The sequence below is a fragment of the Chromobacterium sp. Rain0013 genome (genome assembly GCF_015291765.1).
Lineage (GTDB): Bacteria > Pseudomonadota > Gammaproteobacteria > Burkholderiales > Chromobacteriaceae > Chromobacterium > Chromobacterium haemolyticum.
In genome coordinates, this window is sequence record NZ_CP031514.1 from 1,067,372 (window position 1) to 1,082,742 (window position 15,371).

Here is a 15,371-nt window from a genome sequence, read left to right on the forward strand (position 1 = left end):
AGTCTGTCACGAGGCAATGAAGTCTGTCACGACGATGGCATGAACGATTTTGCCCGTAGTGATCTGCTCCCCTCATCCCATGGTGGTGCAGGTCCAGGCCACAGCTATAATCCCCCTCCGTGGTGAAACAGATCTGAATGCGGGATAAGCGATGCAAGTAGCGGCCTTGGAACGGCAACTGAATTTTCTGAGAGAGATAGACCGCTTGAAGTCGGTGTTGCGGCAATCGCCGTTGCTGGACCAGAGCCGCCGGGAGAACTCGGCCGAGCATTCCTGGCATTTGGCGATGTACGCCTTGCTGCTGGGCGATTACGCCAGCGGCCCGGTCAACACCGAGCGGGTGATCAAGATGCTGCTGCTGCACGATGTGGTGGAGGTGGATGCCGGCGATTTTCCCATACACGGCCAGGCCGTGCCTGGGGCGCAGGCGGAAGCGGAGGCGAGGGCGGCGGAGCGTTTGTTTGGTTTGTTGCCGGCGGAGCAGGGCGCTGAGCTGTTGGCGCTGTGGCGCGAGTTTGAGTGCGCGGAAAGCGCCGATGCCTGTTTCGCCAAGGCGCTGGACCGTTTCCAGCCTTTGCTGATCAATGTCTTCACCGGTGGCGGGACTTGGACGCAGAACGATGTTTCGCTGGAGCAGGTGCTGTCCCGTTACGGCCCAGTGATCCAGAAAGGCGCGCCGCAGCTTTGGTTTGTGTGCGAGCAGTGGGTGCGCCGGCATTTTGCGGGGCAGCCTGTTTAGACCCGCTAACAAAACCCCTGATGCTGTGTTGCGCGTAAAACTGAGTTTCGTTCGCGGCTTGTAACGCTATTCAGATTGGCTTCAGCGCCCAAGCGATGGCTTGCATCCGCCGCGCGCCAGGCGTGGCTATTTCCGTCTTGCCGGATGTCGCCGGCTTGACGCTTTCCCGCTCCTCCCCAACAATAGCCCCCGCGCCGCAGCAATCGCGGCGCTCGGGCTTAGTCTCCCGACATGGACTTCTACCGCGGATGCGCTGTTTTCACAGCGTATCCGTTGCCATTGCTTTGCCTATTCGGGCGGGCCGTGGCAAGTGGCGCCCCCGCGGGCGCGCCGGTTTTAGTAGAAGTCCACCGGTAGACTAACTCTTGTCATGTGCCCGCCCTGCCGCCTTGCGGCTGGGCCCTTCTGCTCAGGAGGTTGCAAATGGTAAAGCCTGTCCGTCCGGTGCTTGGCATCGATCTCTCTTCGTCCCCCACTCACGCCCAAAACCGGGCATCTCCACTCGCGCCGCTGTTGCCGCGCTCGCGCTATCGCTTTGCCGGCAGCGAAGCCAAAGACCTCAGCCTGCCCTTCATCCGCCGTATCGCAGGCCGTACCTATCCGCATTACTGGCAGCCGGCCGAGCCTAAGGATGAGTTTGAAGCCTGCGCCTTGGGCCGGCAGTACGCAGCTCACTTGGCGCAGCTGCTGAAACTCAACCGCCAGCACTCCGCGCGCGGCTTGTTGTTCCGCATCGCCAGCGATATGGATTTCAGCGATCGCGGCCATCACCGCAGTCTCTGCAAATGCTTCTTCAATTATCTGGAGATGTTGTTGAACCTGGGAGCGCAACAGGTGGACCTAGTGCGACATGTGGAGGCGGTTCAGCGCTTCTATCTGAGCCTGGATGAGCTGTACGCGGTGCAGCGCAATCCACGGCGCAAGAAGAAGCGTTAAGCCGGAGGAGGAGCAGCCGGCCCTGTGGGGCCGGCTGTTGGCAGGGGTGCTGCGTGCACTTCTGCTATCCAATAAATAAGACCTGCCTTGAGGCAGGTCTTATTTTTAAAATACGAAAAGCCCCATATGGGGCTTTTGCTATTTAGACGCTGTAATGCTTACAGCGGCTGAATCGCGGACGCTGCCGGGCCTTTTTGGCCCATTGCGCGGGTGTAGCTTACTTTTTGACCTTCACGCAGGGATTTGAAGCCATCCGCGCGAATTTCGGAGAAGTGAGCGAACAGATCGTCGCCGCCATTGTCCGGGGTGATAAAGCCAAAGCCTTTTGCGTCATTGAAAAATTTAACGGTACCAGTTTCCATAATGCACTCCATGTGTCAGTTAAGGACAATAAAATTATCGTATGGCATGATAATCAAGGAATAGATATGGAAACAATGAAGACCCAGTTTGATGGGCAACGAGGTATCGATAGATATGACGCTTGAAGATCCTGCCCGGACTTTTTACAGGAAAGTGGCGTAGAGGTCAACAGTAATTTTTAAAACGCTAGCAAGGCTGCCGGGAAAAAACCAATTAAGGGCCGCTAACAATGCCTTGCCGGAGCTTGGACCAAGGCGAGCCGACGCAGGCAGTTGTTCGACAAGGAGGCTGAGCAGGGTCAGGGGTTTTGTTAAATGCTCATGTACCTCTTGTGTACTCCGTTTCTCTGCTGTTTTAGCTTTGTCTCGCCCGCGCTTTGGAGACTTTGGACAGGCTCTAAGCTTCCAGTCTGGACGTCGAGTTCGCGTCCGGCCCGCGTTCGTGTTCCAGCAGCCATTGCTTGCGCGCCAGGCCGCCGCCATAGCCGGTCAGCGCGCCGTTCTTGCCCAGCACGCGGTGGCAGGGAACGATGATGGCGATGCGGTTGGCTCCATTGGCGGCGGCCACCGCGCGCACCGCGCTGGGGTGGCCTATCCGTTCCGCCAGGCTCTGGTAGCTGTGGGTGCTTCCGTAGTCCAGCACCCTCAGGCTTTGCCAAACTTCTTGCTGGAATTCACTGCCTGGCGTTTCCAGTTCCACGTCGAAGTGTCTGCGACGGCCAGCGAAGTATTCGCCAATTTCCCTCTCGGCCTGCTGGGTGTGCGCGTTCTCCCCGGCGATGATCCGCGCCTTGAGCAGGCGTTGCAGGTCTTTGAATTCGGTTTCCAGCATGCGTCGGTCGGTGAATTCCAGCAGGCACAGGCCGCGCTCCGTCGCGCAGGCCAGCATCGGGCCCAGCGGGGTGGTGAAGCGGTGCAACAGGATGACGCGCGCGCTGTCGCTGGGGGCGCTGCCGGTCAGTTTCTTGTAGGCGTGGGCAAAACCGCTGAGCGAGTCGTAGCCGCTGTCGAGCGCGACCTCGGTGGCGCTGCGGCCGCCCTTGAGTTCGCGCAGCGCGGTATTGATGCGCAGCATGCGTTGGAAGGCGTGGAAGGTGATGCCGTGGTGCTGGAGAAACCAGCGGCGCAGCGCTTCCGGGCTGATGCCGCGCTGTCTGAGCTGGCCATCGCTGAGCCGGTCCTTGGGGCTGGCCCGCAGCCAGGTCATGACCTGGGCCACCGCCGGCGGCGCGGCGTGGGCGTTCTCGGTGGGGCGGCAGATCTTGCAGGGGCGGAAGCCCGCGTCCAGCGCGGATTTGAAGCTGGAGTGAAACTCTACGTTTTCCCGTTTCGGCTTGCGCGCGCGGCAACTGGCGATGCAGAACACGCCGGTGGTGCGGACGGCGACGAAGAAAATGCCGTTGTATGCCTCGGCGCGTTCCAGCAGCGCCCGGTAATAGCCATCGGCCTGTTCGGTGTCAGTGATCAGCATGGGTGAAGACGGCCTGAAAGGATTGTTGGGCGCGAATATTGTGCAGCATGTTCAGCAAGCTGCGCTGCAATTGTTCGTGGACGGCATTGCCCATGGAGAGGCGTTTGACGCCCAGCCGCGCCAGCGCGGCGAAGTCCGGCAAGGCCGGCATGCACATCACATTCAAGGGCAGCGGCACCGCTTCGACGATGGCGCGAATGTCCGTTTCTTGCACAACGCAAGGCACGAACAGGCCGTCGGCGCCGTGGGCGGCGTATAGGCGGCCCCGGGCGATAGTCTGCGCTTGCGCGTCGGATAGGCCCAGCAGGAAGGGATCGGTGCGAACATTGAGGAATAGCGCGTGGCCGGCTTGGCGCAGCGCTGTCCGCACCGCCGTCAACATGGCGGCGAATGCCGCCGCGTCCTGCAGGCTGCGCCGGCCTTGGCGCACCACGCTGTCTTCCAGGTTGACGCCGACGACGCCGAGCGCGGCCAGTTCGCTCAGATTGGCGGCGATGCGCTCGGGGCTGTCGCCGTAGCCGGCTTCCATGTCCACGCTCAAGGGCAGGCGGCTGGCGGTGCGCAGGCGGGCGACAAGCTGGCGCAATTCGGCAAAGCCGAGTTCTTCGCCATCCTCGTGGCCCAGCATGGCGGCCATCGCCGCGCTGGAGGTGCCGATGGCGGCATAGCCGGCCTGTTCGGCGAGGCGGGCGCTGACGGCGTCCCAGACATTGGCGATCAACAGCGGTTCGGCTTGGTGGTGCAGGGCGGCGAAGTCCATGTGTGTGCTCCGGTTGGAATGCGCACAGCTTAGGGGGCGTCCAAGACCGTCACAACCGAAAATCGGACGAGTATTTTGCGGGCGGCTTGCCGCCCGCAAGTGGCTCAGTCCCGCCCGGCCGCGCCGTAGCGCGCGTCTAGTTCGTCGTAGAGCGGCTTGTTGACCAGGCGCTGACGTTCGGTGAACGGGGTCACCAGTTGCGGGTCTTCCTGCAGGATGCCGTCGCGTGCCAGCGTGCCCAGCGCCCGCTGCATGCCCAGCACGGCGCCTTGCAGCGCGGCGTTGGCGTATAGCACCAAGCCGTAGCCCAGTGCCTTCAGATCGGCGGCGCTCAGCGCCGGGGTTTTGCCGCCGATGACGATATTCATTAGCAGGGGTTGGTCGAACAGCGCCGGCAGGCGGCGGATGTCGTCCAGTTCCCGTACCGCTTCGATAAACAGCACATCGGCGCCGGCCTCGGCGTAGCGGCCGGCGCGTTCAATGGCGGCGTCTATGCCGTCCACCGCGCAGGCGTCGGTGCGGGCGATGATCATCAGGTTTTCGTCCTGGCGCGCGTCCGCCGCCGCCTGCAGTTTGCCGCACATCTCGGCGGCGTTGATCAGGTTTTGGCCGGTGAAATGGCCGCATTTCTTGGGGAGTACCTGATCTTCCAACTGGATGGCGTCGGCGCCGGCGCGTTCCAGCACGCGCACGGTGCGGCGCACATTGAGCGCGTTGCCAAAGCCGGTGTCGGCATCGACGATGAGGGGAATCGACACCGCGTCGCGGATGGCGGAAACCTGGTCCGCCACTTCTTTCAGGCCGACGAAGCCCAGGTCGGGGAGGCCCAGCTGCATATTGGTCAGGCCGGCGCCGGTCAGGTAAAGCGCGCCGAAGCCGAGGTCTTCGACGATGCGAGCGCTCAGCGCGTTGTAGGCGCCGGGCACCAGCAGGCCGGAGCGGCTTGCTATCAGGCTGCGCAGGACGTGTTTGCTGTTTTGCGTCATGTTTGCGGTTCCAGAGTGGCTAGGGGATGGGTTGGATGGTACTGGCCGTGTCGATCAGCGGCGCGCCGTGGCGTTCCTGCGTGAACGGTGCGCGCTTGCGCGCGTTTTCGCCTTGTCTCGCATTTGCTTGAGGCTCTAGTCCCGAGGCGTCGGCGACGCCGGTGGCGAAGCTGCCCAGCTTTTGGCGCAGGGCCTGCGGGCGCTGGCTCATCATACGGAGATGGCGTAGCCGAAATCGATTTCGCTGGCGGGCAGGCCGCCGCGCATGCCCCAGTTGTCCGCGGCTTCCTCGCGCAGCAGAATCAGCACCGAGGCGGGCGAGATGTCCAGCAGCGCGGCCAGGTCGGCGGCCAGCTTGGCGTAGAGTTTTTTCTTGGTCTCCGGCTTGCGGCCGGCGAAGACGGTGATCTCGATGTGCAGGTAGTCCGGGTCTCCGCCCGGCGGCAGCAGGTCTTCCTGCGCGAAGCGCTGGTAGCGCGCCTGCAGCTCTTCGTCGCTGACGCCGAACGCGGCGCGCAGCGCGTCGTAGACGCAGTGAACGATGGCTTGGCGTTGGGTCGGCGTGCGAGCGGCGGCGTCTTCGATTCTGACTATTGGCATAGCGGGCTCATTTCGATGGCGGTGGCGGCGGCGAAGGAGGCGGATTGCATTTCGGCGAGCCGGCTCAGCGTGCGATGGGTATCCGCCGACAGCGTGGCGTCGCGCAGCATGGTTTCGATTGGGCGTTCGGAAATCAGCAATAAACACTGGCGGCGGTCGTAGAGCACGTCCACCAGCCAGATGAAGCGGCGCAGGCCGTCGGCCTTGTTCAACTGCGTTTGGGCGATGTCGGAGACGACGACGGTGTGCCAGCGTTCCGACATCTCCAGGTAATCCAGGTGCGAGCGCGGGCCCAGGCAGATGGTTTCGAAGTCGAACCAGACGCAGTCCGGGCTTTGCGCCCGCGCGGACAGCGGCCGGCCGGACAGCGAGACGGCGGCGGCGGGGCCGATGGTTCGGCCCTGTTCTTGCAGCAGCCGGCGCAGGGCTTGCTCGGCTTCCGCGCCGCAAGGGTGCAGATAGTGTTCGCCGGCGGCGGCTTCGCGATAGCGGTAGTCGCGCTCGCCGTCCAGGTGCAGCACCTGCATGTGGCGCTGGATCAGCGCGATGACGCGCAGCGCGTAGCGGTGCAGTTGCGGGTCCGGCAGCAGTTGTTCCGGCGCGTAATTGGAGGTCAGGATCACCAGCACCCGTTCTTCCAACAGCACGGTCAGGAAGCGCTCCATCAGGATGGCGTCGGCGATGTCGTGCAGATGGAATTCGTCCAGGCAGAACAAGCGGCTTTGCGCGGCCACGCGCCGCGCCAGCGCGGGCAGGTAGTTGGCTTGCTCGCCGCCGGACTGGGCCAGGCCGCGGTGCAGGTCGCGCAGGAACTGGTGGTAATGGATGCGTTGCGCCGGCGCGGTGGACAAGGCGAACAGTCCGTCCATCAGCATGGTCTTGCCGCGGCCGGGCTCGCCCCACAGATAGGCGCCGGTTTGCGGCGACGGCCGGCGCAGCGGCCAGGCGGGGGCGGTCCGCGTTTGGAGGCGCAGCGCGTCCAGCGCGTCGGCGGCGCGGCGCTGGCCGGGGTCCAGCGTGACGCCTTGATCGATGAAGCGCCGGGCCAGCTCGGAGGGGTCAGCCATGTGCGTGCTCCGCGGTTGCGGCAAATTGCAGCAGCTCCTCCAGCAGCGCGCACTCCCCGGCCTCGTCGCGGCGCAGCAGATGATCCAGCGCCGCTTGCTGGTCCTCCGGCTTTTTGTCCTGCGAGAGTTTAAAGCGGCCTTCCTCGCGCAGCACATGAACGCGCAGGCCGAGGATGTGCGGCGCGTTGGCGATGACTCGGGGATCGGCGGCCTCGTACTGGAACGGCGCCTGGGGCGGCTGCAGCCGCTCGCAAGTGTCGCGCAGCGCGCGGCGGGCCGATTCCAGGTCGTCGAGGATTTCGATCTCGGCGTCCATGTGCACCGCAATGTAATTCCAGGTGGGCAGCAAGCGGCTGCGGTAGGCCTCCGGCGGGATATAGCTTTGCGGGCCCATGAAAACCAAGCGCGCGGGAAAGCGGCCGCGGCCCTGGAATTGGGGGTTGCGGCGGTCTACGTGGCCGAACAGGCTGCGGTCGGCGACGCGGAACAGCGGGATATGGCTGGCGTGCTGACGGCCCTGGTATTCACTGCTGATCAGCGCCAGCGGGTAGCGGGCGATCATCCGGTCGATCAGCTCGGGGCGGGTACAGCAGTATTCCTGATAATGGAAAGCGCATGAACTCACGTGGTAGCTTCCTTTGGCGAGCGAGGTTCTGCCGGCGTGAGCCGGGCGCGCCGGCGCCGGTCGTGGGCGATGACCGCTTCGGTCATCCACTTTAGCAGCGCGCGGCCGCGCAGCGGACGCGGATTGAACGGCAATAGGGCCGGGCCGGCGCCGATCAGTTGGCGCGCCAGGGTTCGGCCCAGCATGAAGGACAGCGCCAGGCCGCGGCCGTTGCAGCCGGTCCAGGCCAGGACGCCGTCGCCGACGCGTTGCAAGCTGGGCAGGCCGGACGGAGTAAGGCCGACTTGTCCGGCCCATAGCCGTGGAGCGGCGTCGAGCTCCATGCCGAAGACGGTGCGGACGCGCTGGCGCAAGGCGGCGGCGTATTGCTCCGTTTCGGCGTCTGGCCTCAGCGCGAACAGGCCGGTCAGCAATTGGCCTTCCGGCATTTTGCGGAAAAACCACATATCGCGGCGATTGTCGGAGAAGGGGATGTCGGCGGGCAGCACCCGCGCCTGTTGTTCCGCGCTCAGTTCGAATTGCCCGAGCGCCAGCGTCAGCGGCACGCTGTGTCGGGCGACCGCGGCTATGCCGTCGCGGCTGTAGGCGTTGCCGGCCATGAGCACGCGGCCCGCGCGCAGGCTGCCGCGCGGGGTGCGGATCACGTGCATGCCGTCCCGGCTTTCCCGTTCCACCAGCTTGGCCGGACAGCGTTCCAGCAGGATCACGCCGCGTTGGCGGCAGCGTTCGGCCAGGCCGCGCGCCAGCGCCAGCGGGTCGATCTGGCCGCCGTCCTCGAACAGCAGGCCGCCGTGGTAGCCGGCGGCGGCGGTCAGGGTTTGCGCCTGTTCGGCGTCCAGCGCGCGGGCGCGCACGCCCAGCCGGCGCCAGGCCAGGGCGGAGGCCTGCGCGGAGCCGGGGGCGGAGAACAATTGCATCCAGCCTTTGCGGACCGGGCTGGCTTCCGGCAGCGCCAGCAGTTCGGCCGCGGCTTCGCTTAGGCCGGCCAGATAGCCCTCGGCCTGCGGGCCCAGCCAGGCGCGCAGCTCCGGCGGGCCGCAGCGCGCCGGCACCGGCACCACGAAACCGGAGTTGCGGCCGGTGGCGCCGCCGCCGACGGCGTCGGCCTCCAGCACCACCACCGAGCAGCCGGCTTCGGCGGCGGTCAGCGCCGCCGACAGTCCGGTGAGGCCGGCGCCTATCACCGCCAGTTCGCAACTGACCGGCAGCGCGTCGGCCTTGGCCGCCAGCAGCCGCGGAGCGCGCGCCTGCCAGCCGGTGGCGGCGCTCAGCAGAGCGTCAAGCGCGGATGCCGTCATGTCGCGATCCTTGTTCCAGCCGCGCCGCCAGGGATTGCACGATGGCTTGAGAACGCAGCGCCAGCAGGCTGAAGGAGCCGGCATCGCCCATGCCGTGAGAGGATTCGCACAGGCCGTTCAGGTACAGCGGCGCGCCGCGGTCGGCCGCGCCTTGCAGCCGCACGCGGTAGTCCAGCGTGATGTCCACGGTGTCGCGCTCGGCGCACAGCTGCGGCGACAGCGTTTCCAGCACGCGAGGCCAGGGCTCGCGCTTGGGGCCGCGGCCCAGGTCTAGGAAGCCGGTGGCCAGCACCACCAAGTCCACGGTTTCGCTGACCGCGTCGCCGCCCAGGAAGTGGCGCAGCCGCAGGGTGACACCGTCGGCGCCGGGTTCGCAGGCCTCGGTTTCCATGCAGGTGAGCAGGGCCAGGCTGTCCTTGTCCTGTAACCGGTTGGCGTATTGTTTGACGTAGAGCTGGTTGAGCACGTCGATGTCGGCGGCCGAATAATTGGTGAATACCAGCTCCTGACGCAGCCTGTCCTTGTGTTCCGGGCTGGCGGCGAAGAAGGCGTCGACGAAGGCGGGGAAATAGACCTCGTCGGAGAAGGGGCTGGTGTCTTTCTGGCGGTAGCCGAAGTTGCGGGTAACGCCGACCACGCGCGTCAGCGCCGGCTCGGAACTGGCGTGCAGCAGGATTTCCACCGCGCTCTGGCTGCCGCCTATCACCGCCACCCTGCCGCCGCCTTTGGCTTTCAATTGTTCCAGCGCCGGCAGGTAGTGGTTGAGGTGGACCACGCGCGGGTCCGGCGCGCGCTGGAACGGTTCCGGGATGTTGGGGGTGCGGCCCGGCGCCAGCACCACGCTGAGCGCCAGGTACTCGCGGCCGTCGGCGCACAGCACGCGGTAATGGCTGAGCTCGCCGTCGCTGTCGTTGACCGGCAGGATGTCGATGACTTCACGCTGGTATTCCACTTGGTGCTGGAAGCAGCCGGCGACCCAACCGACGTATTGCGCGTACTCCAGCCGCAGCGGGTAGTGCAGCGGCAGGTTCAGGTGCTGATAGAGCCGGTTGTGCTCGTGCAGGAAGTTGGTGAAGGTGTAGCGGCTGCGCGGGTTGCGCGGAGTGACCAGGTCGCGCAGCGGGTGGTTTTGGATGTCCGAGCCTTCCAGCAGCATGCCCGGCTGCCAGACGGCGGAGGGCCGCCGTTCCAGGAAGCGCACGGACAGCTGCGGCGCCAGTTCTTCCAGCGCGATGGCCAGTGCGATGTTGGCGGGGCCGAAGCCGATGCCGATGATGTCGTGTACGGTGTGCGTCATGCTGTCGCTCCAGGTTCAGAAGGCCATGGCGGCCGGTGCGTGCGCGGCGGCCGGGGCGGCGGGCCACAGGCGGGTCAGCGCGGTTTCAAAACGACGGACGATTTCTTCTGCGTCGTCGGCGCTGATGATCAGCGGCGGCAGCAGGCGCATCACCGCGCCGTGACGGCCGCCGCTCTCCAGGATCAGGCCGTGTTCCAGGCAGGCGCGCTTGAGCGCCTTGGCCAGCAAGCCGTTGGCCGGCGGGTGGCCCAGCGCGTCCGGCGCGCCGTTGGGGTCTATCAGCTCCACGCCCAGCATCAGGCCGCGGCCGCGCACGTCGCCAATGCAGGAAAAGCGCGTTTGCAGCGCTTGCAGCTTCTGGCGCAGGAGTTGGCCCACCTCCCGCACTTGCTCCAGCACGCCGGGTTGGCGCAGGTATTCCAGCGTGGCCGCGCCGCTGACCAGGGCTATCTGGTTGCCGCGGAAGGTGCCGGCGTGGGCGCCGGGCGCCCAGCGGTCGTATTTTTGGTGGTAGGCCACCAGGGCTAGCGGGTAACCGCCGCCCACCGCCTTGGACAGGATGACGGCGTCCGGCACGATGTCGGCCCATTCATGGGCGAACATATCGCCGCTGCGGCCGAAGCCGGTTTGCACCTCGTCCATTACCAGCGGCACGTCGTGGCGCGCGGTGATTTCGCGCAAGCCGCGCAGCCAGCCGGCGCTGGCCGGGATACAGCCGCCTTCGCCCTGGATGGGTTCCACCAGTAGCATGGCCGGTTTGCCGACGCCGCTTTCCGGATCGGACAGCAGGTTTTCCAAATAGGCCAGGGACAGCCGCTCGGTCTCGGCGGCGTCTGCGCCGAAGGGGCTGCGGTAGGCGTAGGGAAACGGCAGGAACTGGATTTCCGCCGGGTAGCCGCTGACCGCCTGTTTCGGCCCCAGATTGCCCATCATGCCCAGCGCGCCCATGGTCATGCCGTGGTAAGCGCCCTGGAAGGCCAGCACCGGGCGGCGGCCGGTGGCTGTCTTGAACAGCTTGAGCGCGGCTTCCACCGCGTCGGAGCCGGACGGGCCGCAGAACTGCACCTTGGCGTGTTCGGCGAAGCCGGCGGGCAGCGCCTGATATAGCTGTTCGACAAAGGCGAGCTTGGCCGGGGTGGCGATGTCCAGCGCCTGCTGCAGCTGGCCGGATTGCAGAAAAGCAGCCACCCGCTGTTGGACGAAGGGATGGTTGTGGCCCAGCGGCAGCGCGCCGGCGCAGGCCAGGCAGTCCAGGTATTCGCGGCCTTCGCTGTCGTAGACTCGGGCCAGTTCGCCGCGGCTGATCACGCGGTCTATGCCGCGCGCGTAGGTGCGCGCGTTCGATTCGCGCTCGGCCAGCTGGAGGCGGCGGGGTTCAAATGCATCCATCGCTTGCTCCCTGTCAGTTCAGCAAGGCCGCGGCGCGCGGCTCGGCGTGGTTTGGCGCGTCGGCGCGCAGGCCCAGTTCCTTGATCCAGCGCCGGTATTCGATGCCCAGCCGGTCGCTGCGAACGTGCATTTCCTGCTGGATGTCCAGCGGCAGCCGCGCCGGTCGCTGCGATTCCACGATCAGCCGGTCCTGTTCGAACACCATGTCCTGGCGGTAGAGGATTTTTTCTTCGCTCAAGTCGGCGCCGAAGTTGATGGCCACGATCAGCCAGATCACGCACTCGGCCTCGTCCACCGGGGTGGCGTTGAGGAAAGTGCAGAAGCGCTCGGTATCGCCGGTCTTCTTGACGAAGTAGGCGGTGGTGGGGTTGAACACCGAGTAGGTGTAGCGCGCGGTGACCGGGATGCCGCGGTGGTCGCCGTAGGGTTGGAACACCGATATTTCCGAGGTGTGCAGCCCGTGTTCGTCCTTGAACACCTGGTAGTCCGGCAGCGGCTCCGGCGCGTCCGGGTCGCCGTTGAGATTGGCGTGGACGAAGGGGAAATGCGAGGCGTCGAGAAAGTTTTCCACCGAGCGCAAAGCGTTGCCCATATAGCGGTAGGGGCCGGCGAACACTTTACGGAAACTGCCATCCTCCCATTCCGGGAACACCGGCAGCGGCCGCTGCGGCGCGTCCAGGCTGGCCCAGATCAGACCGTAGCGTTCGGCCGCGTGGTGACGGAAGATCAAGCGCGCCGACGAGGGCGTGGCCTGGTCCGGGTGGGCGGGCACCCGCGTGCACTGACCGCCGGCGTCGAAGCGCCAGCCGTGGTATGGGCATTCGATCTCCCCCTTCTTGACGCAACCCAGCGACAGTTTGGCGCCGCGATGGCCGCAATAGTCCTTCCAGGCGTGGATCTGGCCGGCACCGTCGCGCCACAGCACCAGTTCTTCGCCCAGCAGCCGCACCGCCTTGGGGCGTTCGGCGCTGACTTCTTCGGCGCGCGCCACCACGTGCCATTGGTTCTTCAAGGCTTGGTAATCCAGACCGGCGCGGTCCCATTTGCCTGCGTACAGCATGCTTGCCTCCTTTCCGGTCCGGTTCAAACGCGGTCGCGGCAAGCGCCGTCGAACTGCCAGCCCGGACGCGCCCAGCCGTCCGGCGTGTAGTCGGCCATACAGTCGTCCACCAAGGCGCGGCATTGCTCCAGCACGCCGCTGCTCTCGCAGTGGCGCAGCATGTCCAGCCGCACTTGCTCGTTGTTGCCGGCGTAATTGTGCTCGTACAACTCGTGGCGTCCGCCGAACTCGCTGCCCAGCGCGTCCCACAGCAGCTTGATCAGCTTGAGACGATCCACCGCCTCCTGATCCGTGCCCTGGAAGTAGCAGCCGATCAGCTCCTTGAGCTCCGGGTTGGTCAGGTCCAGCCAGCTGGACACCTGCATGATGGGCGAGCCGCCGAGTATGGTGTTGAACACCGGTTTGAGCTGGGACATCATCTGGGTGCCGAAATAGCGCACCGTGGAGGCGGCTTCCAGCCGCGGCACCACCGATCCGTCGCGGCGCGGTTCCGGGTTGTGGCACAGCGATTCGGTCAGCGACCACATCAGGTTGCGCAGCGCCACGATGTCCGCCAACCGGGTGCGCACGCCGCGGAAGCCGTCACTGCCGTTGGACTCCAGCACCTTGGCCAGCAGGCCGCAGATGAAGTCCATCTTCACCGCCAGCCGGGTGCCGGATTGCAGCGGGTAGCGGTTGAGGAAGCCGGAGGCGGAATAGAAGCTGCGCGCGCGCTCGATGTCGCGGTAGATCAGCACGTTTTCCCAGGGCACGAACACGCCGTCGAAGATCAGCACTGAGTCGTTTTCGTCGAAGCGGCTGGACAGCGGATTGTCGAATGGGCTGAGCGCCGAGGCCTCGTAGGAGCGGCGGCAGATGATTTTGAGGTTGGGCGCGTTCATCGGCAGGATGAAGCACAGCGCGAAGTCCTCCTCGCCGCCTGGCTGGTATTGAGCGGCGCTGTTCTGGGCAACGAAGGTGGCGTTGGAGATGGCGGCGCTGGTGGCCACCATCTTGGCGCCGCGCACGATGATGCCGGCGTCGGTTTCCTTCTCCACGTGCAGGTAAAGATCGCGCATCTCCGAGGCGGCGCGGGCGCGGCCCGCCGGCGGGTTCACCAGCACATGGTTGAGGAACAGCACCTTGCGCGCGCTCTGGCGATACCAGTTCAGCGCGTTGTCGTGGAAGGGCGCGTACAGATGGGGGTCGGATTTCAGCGTGGCGGTGAAACCGGCCTTGTAGTCCGGGGTGCGGCCCATGAAGCCGTAAGTCAGCCGCGACCAGTGGGCAATGGCGTCGCGGGCCTTGAGCAAGTCCTCACAGGAGCGGCTGGGCATGAAATAGCGGTGGGTGCGATAGCCCTCCGGGTCGATGTCGGTCATCAACTCCTGGCTGTCCGGGTGGTGCAGCGCCTCGTACAGCCGCGACATCGAGTAGGCGCTGTTGCGGAAAGCCGGGTGCCGGCTGACGTCCGCCACCTTCTGGCCGTAGATGTAAACTTCGCGGCCGTCGTTGAGGCTGGCCAGATACTCTTCCGGCGTCATCATTTCGTTCAATGCAGCATGATTCACTTGGCACTCCTCATCATTGTAAGAGCAGCAAACACACTCCCGGACTGCGGGCGACAGCGGGCCCTCCCGTCAGGGATGAGAGAATCGGCGCCATGAGCGCGGCCGCGCGTGGTCGCGACCGGGGGATGGCTACAGCGGTATTGCGTAGTGGGGGCCGCTCAGCATCTGTTTACGATCGCTGCGCATTGGCGATACGGCGTTGAAAACCCCTTCGAAATGCTTGTGTACCATCTGTACATTCCGCTTTCTCAGCGGTTTTCACCTGATCTCGCCTTGGCTTGCGAGAGCGTAAACACATTCTCAGTGGCTGAAGTAACGGCCTAGCAGGACGATGCCGGAAAACAGGACGACGGTATTGATCACCCGGATGAATTGTTCACGTGTCAGCCGCAGGGTGATGTGGCGGCCGGCGAATACCCCACACAGCATGGCCGGCGCCAGAATCAGCGCCAGCAGCAGCAGGGAGGCATCCATATAGACGCCGGCCAGCGCGAACAGCACGACCCGGGTCAGGGTGCTCAGGCCGATCAGCGTGGTTTGGGTGATGCGCAAGTGTTCTTTTTGTTCGATGCGGCCGGATAGGTAAATGGCGTAGATGAAGCCGCCGCTGCCGAACAGCGCGCTGAACACGCCGCCCACCAAGCCGAAGGGGACCGCCGCGCGTGGCTGGAATTGCCGCTTGGGACTGAGGCCGCTGAGCGAATAAAGAGAATAAGCCACCACAAACACGCCCAAAGCCAGCAGCAGCGCGTCCGGCCGTGTTTTCAGCAAGATGGCGGCGCCGATCAGGCTGCCGGCCACCATGAGCGGAATCAGGCGTTTCAGTTCGCCCAGGTCCGCCTTGCGGCCGTCGCGCAGGATATTGCTGAAGGCGGCGAACATGTCCATCAGCGCCAGCAACGGCACGATCTTGGATACCGGGATGAAAATGGCCAGCACCGGGCTGGCGACCAGGGCGGTGCCAAAACCGGCCACGCCGAAAATCACGTAAGCAATGGTGACCGCCGCAAAGATGGCGCTCAGGTCTTGCCATGGCAAATCCAGCAACATAGGGGTTTCTCCTGGCCCGCCGGTCACGCGCACCCATGGGGGGTGAACCGACGGCTCCTGCTATTTCTCCGACGGCTATTTTGTATTGGATCAGCCGTTCTCAAGTGTTTGCATCCTACTGATTTGCCATGATGTATGTCAAATGGGAATGTTTGTTGTTGTAGTATTTGAATTGCATTTA

General features: G+C 65.0%; 16 protein-coding genes. 2 read left to right on the forward strand and 14 right to left on the reverse strand.

Going from position 1 to position 15,371, the window contains the following annotated elements; all coding sequences use genetic code 11:
* Nucleotides 1–151: 151 nt before the first annotated feature.
* Together DXT74_RS05065 and DXT74_RS05070 are read left to right on the forward strand one after the other, a co-directional pair.
* Nucleotides 152–739 (forward strand): HD family hydrolase, encoded by a 588-nt coding sequence (locus tag DXT74_RS05065; RefSeq protein WP_081554462.1) that lies wholly within the window; start codon nucleotides 152–154, stop codon nucleotides 737–739.
* A gap of 423 nt (nucleotides 740–1,162) precedes the next feature.
* Nucleotides 1,163–1,675, forward strand: a complete 513-nt coding sequence (locus DXT74_RS05070; protein WP_194427442.1) for a hypothetical protein — start codon at nucleotides 1,163–1,165, stop codon at nucleotides 1,673–1,675.
* Between the two features lie 158 nt (nucleotides 1,676–1,833).
* Here the strand turns inward: DXT74_RS05070 and DXT74_RS05075 are convergent, their stop codons facing one another.
* The 14 genes from DXT74_RS05075 to DXT74_RS05140 form a co-directional block, all read right to left on the reverse strand.
* A complete protein-coding gene (locus DXT74_RS05075) occupies nucleotides 1,834–2,037 on the reverse strand; it encodes a cold-shock protein (protein ID WP_043634925.1) in 204 nt (67 codons plus the stop codon).
* Nucleotides 2,038–2,434: 397 nt separating this feature from the next.
* A complete protein-coding gene (locus DXT74_RS05080) occupies nucleotides 2,435–3,508 on the reverse strand; it encodes a bifunctional transcriptional activator/DNA repair enzyme AdaA (protein ID WP_194427443.1) in 1,074 nt (357 codons plus the stop codon).
* Nucleotides 3,495–4,268 carry an isocitrate lyase/phosphoenolpyruvate mutase family protein gene (locus tag DXT74_RS05085; RefSeq protein WP_194427444.1) on the reverse strand — a complete coding sequence of 258 codons (774 nt, stop codon included), beginning with the start codon at nucleotides 4,266–4,268 and terminating at the stop codon, nucleotides 3,495–3,497. Before DXT74_RS05085 ends, DXT74_RS05080 begins: the two co-directional genes overlap by 14 nt.
* A gap of 104 nt (nucleotides 4,269–4,372) precedes the next feature.
* Nucleotides 4,373–5,254: an oxaloacetate decarboxylase gene (locus DXT74_RS05090; RefSeq protein ID WP_194427445.1), complete on the reverse strand. Its 882-nt coding sequence runs from the start codon at nucleotides 5,252–5,254 to the stop codon at nucleotides 4,373–4,375.
* A 19-nt stretch (nucleotides 5,255–5,273) separates the two neighbouring features.
* Nucleotides 5,274–5,468 (reverse strand): hypothetical protein, encoded by a 195-nt coding sequence (locus tag DXT74_RS05095; protein ID WP_194427446.1) that lies wholly within the window; start codon nucleotides 5,466–5,468, stop codon nucleotides 5,274–5,276.
* Nucleotides 5,465–5,854 carry a tautomerase family protein gene (locus DXT74_RS05100; protein WP_194427447.1) on the reverse strand — a complete coding sequence of 130 codons (390 nt, stop codon included), beginning with the start codon at nucleotides 5,852–5,854 and terminating at the stop codon, nucleotides 5,465–5,467. The genes DXT74_RS05095 and DXT74_RS05100 overlap by 4 nt, the downstream gene beginning before the upstream one ends.
* Complete coding sequence (gene zapE / locus DXT74_RS05105) at nucleotides 5,845–6,921, reverse strand: cell division protein ZapE (RefSeq protein WP_194427448.1); 1,077 nt, start codon at nucleotides 6,919–6,921, stop codon at nucleotides 5,845–5,847. The genes DXT74_RS05100 and zapE overlap by 10 nt, the downstream gene beginning before the upstream one ends.
* On the reverse strand, nucleotides 6,914–7,546 hold the full coding sequence (locus DXT74_RS05110; protein WP_194427449.1) for an FMN-binding negative transcriptional regulator: 633 nt from the start codon (nucleotides 7,544–7,546) through the stop codon (nucleotides 6,914–6,916). Before DXT74_RS05110 ends, zapE begins: the two co-directional genes overlap by 8 nt.
* On the reverse strand, nucleotides 7,543–8,844 hold the full coding sequence (locus tag DXT74_RS05115) for an FAD-binding oxidoreductase (protein WP_194427450.1): 1,302 nt from the start codon (nucleotides 8,842–8,844) through the stop codon (nucleotides 7,543–7,545). Before DXT74_RS05115 ends, DXT74_RS05110 begins: the two co-directional genes overlap by 4 nt.
* Nucleotides 8,825–10,141: a lysine N(6)-hydroxylase/L-ornithine N(5)-oxygenase family protein gene (locus tag DXT74_RS05120; protein ID WP_114152437.1), complete on the reverse strand. Its 1,317-nt coding sequence runs from the start codon at nucleotides 10,139–10,141 to the stop codon at nucleotides 8,825–8,827. The genes DXT74_RS05115 and DXT74_RS05120 overlap by 20 nt, the downstream gene beginning before the upstream one ends.
* 15 nt (nucleotides 10,142–10,156) lie before the next feature.
* The gene (locus tag DXT74_RS05125; RefSeq protein ID WP_194427451.1) at nucleotides 10,157–11,530 is read right to left on the reverse strand and encodes a diaminobutyrate--2-oxoglutarate transaminase family protein; all 1,374 of its coding nucleotides are present in this window, start codon (nucleotides 11,528–11,530) and stop codon (nucleotides 10,157–10,159) included.
* A 13-nt stretch (nucleotides 11,531–11,543) separates the two neighbouring features.
* Nucleotides 11,544–12,590, reverse strand: coding sequence for an aromatic ring-hydroxylating dioxygenase subunit alpha (locus tag DXT74_RS05130; protein ID WP_194427452.1), 1,047 nt, complete (start codon nucleotides 12,588–12,590; stop codon nucleotides 11,544–11,546).
* 23 nt (nucleotides 12,591–12,613) lie between these two features.
* Entirely contained in the window at nucleotides 12,614–14,140 is a 1,527-nt protein-coding gene (locus DXT74_RS05135) for a 4-hydroxyphenylacetate 3-hydroxylase family protein (protein WP_196783826.1), read from the reverse strand.
* A gap of 300 nt (nucleotides 14,141–14,440) precedes the next feature.
* Nucleotides 14,441–15,190 (reverse strand): sulfite exporter TauE/SafE family protein, encoded by a 750-nt coding sequence (locus DXT74_RS05140; protein WP_043589632.1) that lies wholly within the window; start codon nucleotides 15,188–15,190, stop codon nucleotides 14,441–14,443.
* Nucleotides 15,191–15,371 lie beyond the last annotated feature (181 nt).

Coding starts and splice junctions, on each gene's coding strand:
- DXT74_RS05065 (WP_081554462.1), top strand. CDS start 152: ATGCAAGTAGCGGCCTTGGAACGGCAACTGAATTTTCTGAGAGAGATA.
- DXT74_RS05070 (WP_194427442.1), top strand. CDS start 1,163: ATGGTAAAGCCTGTCCGTCCGGTGCTTGGCATCGATCTCTCTTCGTCC.
- DXT74_RS05075 (WP_043634925.1), bottom strand. CDS start 2,037: ATGGAAACTGGTACCGTTAAATTTTTCAATGACGCAAAAGGCTTTGGC.
- DXT74_RS05080 (WP_194427443.1), bottom strand. CDS start 3,508: ATGCTGATCACTGACACCGAACAGGCCGATGGCTATTACCGGGCGCTG.
- DXT74_RS05085 (WP_194427444.1), bottom strand. CDS start 4,268: ATGGACTTCGCCGCCCTGCACCACCAAGCCGAACCGCTGTTGATCGCC.
- DXT74_RS05090 (WP_194427445.1), bottom strand. CDS start 5,254: ATGACGCAAAACAGCAAACACGTCCTGCGCAGCCTGATAGCAAGCCGC.
- DXT74_RS05095 (WP_194427446.1), bottom strand. CDS start 5,468: ATGATGAGCCAGCGCCCGCAGGCCCTGCGCCAAAAGCTGGGCAGCTTC.
- DXT74_RS05100 (WP_194427447.1), bottom strand. CDS start 5,854: ATGCCAATAGTCAGAATCGAAGACGCCGCCGCTCGCACGCCGACCCAA.
- zapE (WP_194427448.1), bottom strand. CDS start 6,921: ATGGCTGACCCCTCCGAGCTGGCCCGGCGCTTCATCGATCAAGGCGTC.
- DXT74_RS05115 (WP_194427450.1), bottom strand. CDS start 8,844: ATGACGGCATCCGCGCTTGACGCTCTGCTGAGCGCCGCCACCGGCTGG.
- DXT74_RS05120 (WP_114152437.1), bottom strand. CDS start 10,141: ATGACGCACACCGTACACGACATCATCGGCATCGGCTTCGGCCCCGCC.
- DXT74_RS05125 (WP_194427451.1), bottom strand. CDS start 11,530: ATGGATGCATTTGAACCCCGCCGCCTCCAGCTGGCCGAGCGCGAATCG.
- DXT74_RS05130 (WP_194427452.1), bottom strand. CDS start 12,590: ATGCTGTACGCAGGCAAATGGGACCGCGCCGGTCTGGATTACCAAGCC.
- DXT74_RS05140 (WP_043589632.1), bottom strand. CDS start 15,190: ATGTTGCTGGATTTGCCATGGCAAGACCTGAGCGCCATCTTTGCGGCG.